The 6,135-nt window shown below is 65.7% G+C and carries 4 protein-coding genes and 1 rRNA gene; 3 read left to right on the forward strand and 2 right to left on the reverse strand.

What is annotated here, in order from left to right:
• Nucleotides 1-112: ribosomal RNA gene (gene rrf / locus GTP77_RS29325) — 5S ribosomal RNA — on the forward strand.
• Between the two features lie 50 nt (nucleotides 113-162).
• Here the strand turns inward: rrf and GTP77_RS29330 are convergent.
• Nucleotides 163-2,217, reverse strand: a complete 2,055-nt coding sequence (locus tag GTP77_RS29330; RefSeq protein WP_161075680.1) for a sensor histidine kinase — start codon at nucleotides 2,215-2,217, stop codon at nucleotides 163-165.
• A gap of 2 nt (nucleotides 2,218-2,219) precedes the next feature.
• Entirely contained in the window at nucleotides 2,220-2,897 is a 678-nt protein-coding gene (locus GTP77_RS29335; RefSeq protein WP_161075681.1) for a response regulator transcription factor, read from the reverse strand.
• Between the two features lie 178 nt (nucleotides 2,898-3,075).
• On the opposite strand from GTP77_RS29335, the gene GTP77_RS29340 reads away from it, so the two are divergent.
• Nucleotides 3,076-4,332 carry an SPFH domain-containing protein gene (locus tag GTP77_RS29340; protein ID WP_229202419.1) on the forward strand — a complete coding sequence of 419 codons (1,257 nt, stop codon included), beginning with the start codon at nucleotides 3,076-3,078 and terminating at the stop codon, nucleotides 4,330-4,332.
• A 2-nt stretch (nucleotides 4,333-4,334) separates the two neighbouring features.
• The gene (locus GTP77_RS29345; protein WP_187358894.1) at nucleotides 4,335-5,843 is read left to right on the forward strand and encodes a hypothetical protein; all 1,509 of its coding nucleotides are present in this window, start codon (nucleotides 4,335-4,337) and stop codon (nucleotides 5,841-5,843) included.
• Nucleotides 5,844-6,135 lie beyond the last annotated feature (292 nt).

The raw sequence follows: 6,135 nt of genomic DNA on the forward strand, positions 1-6,135 counted from the left end.
CTGATGACCATAGCAAATCGGTCCCACCCCTTCCCATCCCGAACAGGACCGTGAAACGATTTTGCGCCGATGATAGTGCTGCAACCAGTGTGAAAGTAGGTTATCGTCAGGCTAGTTATATTAAAAAGCCCACCAAGTGATCTTGGTGGGTTTTTTTTTCGTTCAGCTTCTTTGTAAATTCAGTGTGAAAGCCACGCCGCCGGCCACATTGTGCGCGGTGATGGTGCCGCCCATCTTGGCCATATAGGTCTTGGCGACAAACAGGCCCTGGCCCCGGCTGCCCGCCGCGCCGCCGTCCTGGCTGGACACGCCATATTCAAACACCTTATCCAACATTTCCTCTGCGATCGGCATGCCCTGGTTGTGAATGGCGACGGCCGCATTGCGTTCGCCCGCTTCCAGCGTGATGCGGATGGCGCTGCCGGCTTCTCGATGCCGCGCCGCGTTCTGGAGAATGTGCGTGATTACATCCTCAAGTGCATGTTCGTCGGCGCGGACCATGACGGCGGCGCCCGGACCGTCGTAGCGCACGCCGGCTATGCCTGCGCAAGACGCGTTGGCGGCCACCGACTGCAGGAATGCGTCCAGGTCCACATCCTCCAGCTGCATGGCGCTGGACTGGAAGGCTTCGCTGGGCGAGGCGCTGCCGTACAAAATCCGAACCGCTTGCTGCATGCGCTCGATATAGCGCTTGCTCTGATTGCCTTCCGCACCGTGCAGCGCCATCAGCGACTGCAGCGGCGACATGATTTCGTGGCCAACCGCATGCCACATATCGCGCTCCTGCTCGGCGCGGATGGCCTCGCGTTCCGCGTCTTCGCGCACGCGGCGCAGCAGGTCTTGCAGGCAGCGGGCCAGCACGCCTAGTTCATCCTGTCCGCGCAGGTCGCTGAAATCCTGCTGCGCCAATTCGCTGCTGCCTTTGACGGTTTGCGCCACGCTGTCCGCGCGCCTGGTCAGCGCGGTAATGCGGCGGATAATGCCCACCTCCACCACCAGCCAGGCCAGCAGCAGCGCGCCCAGCATGGCGCCGACAAACCAGGACACCCGCGTTGCCACCACGCTCAGATTCTGGTTCACGCTGCGCGCGTCGCCATGCAGTTCCAGCGTGTAGTTGCCGAGCGGCGTGGCGATCACCATGCTGCCCGTGAGCGGCGCATCGCTGGCGGTCACCGGCAGGCGGCGCACCAGCCGCGCCAGCAGCGGCGATGCGGTTGCCGTGCTGTCTGCCGCGCCTTCGAGGCGCAGCAATTCCGGGCCGCCGGTTTTGCTGATGCGCAGCGTCTCGCCAGGCAGCAGCTGCGCGCGCAAATCGGTCAGCCGGAAGCCCGGCGCCACGCGGTCGCGCGCGGTATCGAGCAGGGGCGCGCCATCGCCGGGGCCGAGCACCGCCAGGTGCACGCCGATCTTGTCGAGATCTTCCGGCGGCCATACCGGGCGCGCCTTGTCGAACAAGGCGTCCTGCAGCACGCCGACCGGCAGCCGCAGCGAGAAGAAGGTGCTGTGCCTGCAGCGCGCATCGTCCGGCGGCATGGCCGCATCGGTGCACACCGGGCTTTGCCAGATCCAGCCGCGAAAGTCGCGCACCGGCCTGGCGTTGGGGCGGCCCGCATCGGCGGCGGTGAAGCCGGTCAGCCGTCCCTGCATGCCGCCGCGCGATTCGACGCCTTCCACTGGCTGCTCGAACGGCGCGATCCAGTGGTACTGCGCTCCGCGCATCGCCACCTTGAGCACCACGCGGTGGGCCTGGTCCACGCTCACTTCGCGCTTCGGATGCGGCACCAGCTGCGCGCTGTCGAAGGTGCCTGCCACGTAAATGAAGCCACCCGCCCAGGGATTGTTGCCTATGCCGGTGCAAATCGATCCGTGTTCGCCAACCTGCGCCAGGCAGCCGGACATGGCCACTGCCTGCTGCACCTTGTACTGGTCGTCGAAATCGAGCGCGGGGAAGGGCAGCAGCAGCGGATGCAGTTCGCTGCCTGGCGCTGCTGCGGGAGGGTTGAGCAGCGCGAGCTGGCCGGTGGGATGGCGCAGCGTGGCGCCGAGCTGGTCCTGCGTCTTGCGAAAGGACTGCGCGTAGCTTTGGTAGCTGAGCTGTTTCTCCTGCTGCAGCACGGAGATGGCCAGCCCCACCGTGGCCGCCGCCAGCGACAGGAAGGCCGCGCGCAGGAGGATGCGCTGGCGGTAGGGCTGCAGGCTGGGGACGGGCCAGGCCATGCTCAGGCGCTATCGGTCCAGCGGAAGCCGCGCATCGGCACGCTTTCTATGCAGGCGAAGGCGGGATCGATTTCGCGGAAGGCGTCGCGGATGGTGCTGACGTGCTTGCGGATGTTGTCGCGGTTGCGGCCGCTCTTGACCACCTCGAACAGCTCGTCGTAGCTGACCACCTGGCCGCGCTGCGCGAACAAGGCGGCCAGGATGCGCTGCGCCGTCAGCGGCAGGTTGATGCGCTGGCCGCGCCAGGTGGGCGAGCGCTGGCGCAGCGGGTCCATCGCCAGGTCGGCCGGCGGCTGTTTGCTCTCTTTCGCCGAGCGCAGGATCTCCAGGAAGGTGTCGACGAAATCGGCCTCTTCGAAGGTGCTCTTTTGCAGATAGTCCCAGGCGTCAAGAGCCTTCATGATGGAGCGGTAGATGGTGGCCGGCATGGCCGACACCACCAGCACCGGCGTGCCGTGGCGCTTGTTGATGGCGTTGATGATGGCCACGCCCGCGTGGCGCTCGCGGCCCAGTTCAATGTCGAGCACCACCAGGTCGTATTTTTCGCGCGCGATGGCGGCTTCGGCCTCGTCTCGGCTATACCACTGGTCGATGGCAATGCCCGGCTTGGCCGCAGCGATCCAGCCCGCCAGTTGCCGGCTGGTGGGGACATCGTCTTCAATGACTGCGACTCGCAACACCTGCATCTCCCTCTGGATCATGGCAGAGAGTATCCACCGTTTTGGCTGAAAAGTCATACGCCCGCTGTGAGCGTTTCTTCACAGCGGTGAGTAAAGCGGCGCGGCGGCGGCATTGAACGCTCCCGGCTCGGCGCTGCACTATGGATGCCATTCCACCACCCACCACAAGGAGAGCATCATGACGAACCGGGCCGCTGCCGCTGCAAAGACGATGGCATTGGCGATACGCGGCGCGTTCAGCCGCACAGTTGGCAAGACAGTTGGCCGAGCGTTTGGCTACGGCGCCGCAGCCCTGTCCAAGCCAGGCCTGGCGGCCAGGCTGGTCCTGCTGGCGGCGGCAGGCGCGCTTGCATATGGCATCTATGCGCACCCGCCTGTGCAGCCGGTTGCGCGTGGCGAAGGCGCGGTACGGCTGAATCAATGGAGCGGCGCCAGCACCCAGCTGGGAGAGGGGCTGGCTGTAGTTGTGCCGGGCTTGCACACGCTGCGCCGCTTCCCCTTGCGCGACCAGACTTACCGGGCAGCGCGCAGCGGCGAGGCGCCGTTCCAGTCCGCGGAGGGGCTGTCGCTGGGCGTCGATCTTTCGGTGCGCTATGCCTACGACCAGGCGCGCCTGCCGGAGCTGGCGCGCAAGCTGTCCAGCGACGTGCAAGGCGATGTGGTGGGGCCTGCGGTGCAGGGAGTGATCTACCAGGTCTTTACGCGCTATACAGTGCGCGAAATCTTCTCCACCAAGCGGGCCGAGATCCAGGCGGCGATCGAAACGCAGCTGAAGCCCAAGCTTGCGGCCGACGGCATCCTGCTGCGCTCCGTCGCCATCGGCAAGGTGGAGCTGCCTGAAGACTTCAAGGCGGGCATGGAGAAGCTGCTGGCCGAGGAACTGGAATCGGAAAAGATGCGCTACACGCTGGAGTTGAAGGAGAAGCAGGTCAAGCAGTCTGCGCTGGAGGCGGATGCGGAGAAAGTGCGGCGTGAGAAGCAGGCGGAAGCCGCTGCTTCCGAGCAGGTGATCGCGGCGAGGGCGCAGGAGGAGGCGATGCGGCATGTGCTGCCGTTCAAGCAGAAGCAGGTGGAGCAGCGCAGGCTGGAAGCGGAAGCTGAGAAGACGGCGCGCATCAAGACGTCCGAAGGCAATGCGCAGGCGCGGGTGATCGAAGCAACCGGCGAGGCGGAGTCGCGCCGCAAGCTGGCGGACGCGGAGGCCTACCGCCAGGATGCGCTGGGCAAGGCCAGCAGCGCGCAGATGGAGCGTGAGGGCGCGCTGCTGAGCCAGCATCCGCTGCTGATCCAGAAGACCATGGCGGACAAGCTGTCCGACAAGGTGCAGGTGATCATCGCGGCGCCGCCGGCCGAGGGCGGCTTTATCGGCTCCGCCCTGCTTGGACAGCGCAAGCCCGCCCGCGAGACCGTGGCTGCCGACGGCGGGGAGAACTGATTATGCTCGCGAGTGTGGTTGCGGCGGCCGCACTGGCCGTGGTGGTGCAGGACCAGGCGCCGCTGCGCGCCGCCGCCCGCGATACGGCCCAGCAGCAGGCGCTGCTGTGGCAGGGCGACGTGCTGGAAGTACGCGGGCAGCGCCAGGATTTCCTGCAAGTGTATGACCACAGGCGCGAGCGGACCGGTTATATCCGCGCGTCGCGGGTGCGCATGCTGGGCGATACGCCTGCCGATGCGCCGGCATTGCTGTCGGTGGTGCGTTTTCTGCGTGATACGCCGGGCAGCGAAGCACTCGGTATCGCCTACACGGCGGCCTATCTGAAAGCTGCGCCGGCGGACGCCATCAACGGCGAGCCATTCGATGCGCTGGGCGCCATGGCCGAGCGGCTGGCACAGCGCGCTTCGTCCCGCCAGACCCCGCAGGTGGAGCAGGCCACATCGGCGCATCTGGAGGTGGTGGCGCAATATGGCGTGGTGTTGCGGGGCGTGGAGCAGGACGGCCAGGTCCGCCTGTGCTACGACGGCGACGCGTACCGGCGCGTGATCGGGATGGCTGCGGGAATGGCTGCGGCGACGACTGTGCCGATAGCGGGTGCGCCGTTGCGGCCGACCGGCGCCGCCTCGCTGCCGCGTGTCACGCCGATGCAGCGCGCCAATGCCGCGCTGGCCCTGACCAAGCCGGCGTGCATCGACCCGGCGCTGGGCGTGACGCAGCGCGCGGCGTATGACGTTTGGCGCGCCGGCGTGCTTGATAGCGTCCCGGCCGAAGGACTGCCGGAACATGTGCAGAATCGCTTGCGCATGCGGCGCGCATCCGTGTGGTCCGCGATCGCCTTCCAGCGTGCGCGCAAGGGCGTGGATGCCCCGGCTGCCGCGAACCGCGCGCTTGAGGCGCTCGCCGGCGTGAACAAGGCCGAATTGGCGGAAGAGGACAGCGCGGCATACGGGGAGGCGGCGGTCAGGCTGGGTGGGGTGCGCTGGGCCTTGGAGCCGGCGCCTCCTGCTGCTATGAAGCTGGTCGCACCGGCTGGGCTTGCGGTAACCAGCGCACTGGGCCAGCCCGGCGAAACCTGCGTGCTGCTGGTCGACGGCAAACACACGGCGGCAAATCCGCTGCTGCGGCGCTGCACCTACGGCATCGTTTGGAACGCATCGGCCCGCGTGAATGCTGCGGGAACCGCCCTGGCCCTGGCGGTGCAGCCCATGGATGGCTGGCGCGAGTTATGGATATTCCGTAAAGAAGGCGCCGCCTGGGTTGCGGACGTACTGCCGCCCGCAAGCAGTGAACCGGATATCGGGTACGCTGAATTCGCAGGCTGGGTGCCGGGTACGGACAAGATGCTGGTCGCCCGCGAGGTGCGCAGTGCTGGCGCATACAAGCGCAGCTTCGAACTGGTGAGCATTCCGTCGCTGGCAGTGGAGCGTGCGGCCGACAAGCCGGAGTCGCTGTCCGCGTTCTACAAGTGGCAAGACCCGGCCTGGAAGCGCCAGACGATAATTTTGCGCTAGGGCTTGCAAGCTGCGGAGCGGCTTGCTATAGTTCTGTCCCCGCGCTGCTGAACATACGCAGCGCAGGATAGAAGGAAAAACAGGGGGTTGACGGAAGTAACGACAAGCCTCATAATCTTCCTTCTTCGCTGCTGACAAACAAAACGCTTTGTCAAACGCAGCAGATCTTTAAAAATTAACAGTCGATAAGTGTGGGCGTTTGATGATGATGCCGGAGGCGCAAGCCTCTTAGCTCAAATTATTAAACGCTCAACGAAAAAATTAAACGTGACCTTCGAAAGAAGGAATCGTC

The organism is Pseudoduganella aquatica, from assembly GCF_009857595.1.
In the GTDB taxonomy this organism is placed as follows: Bacteria; Pseudomonadota; Gammaproteobacteria; order Burkholderiales; family Burkholderiaceae_D; genus Rugamonas; species Rugamonas aquatica_A.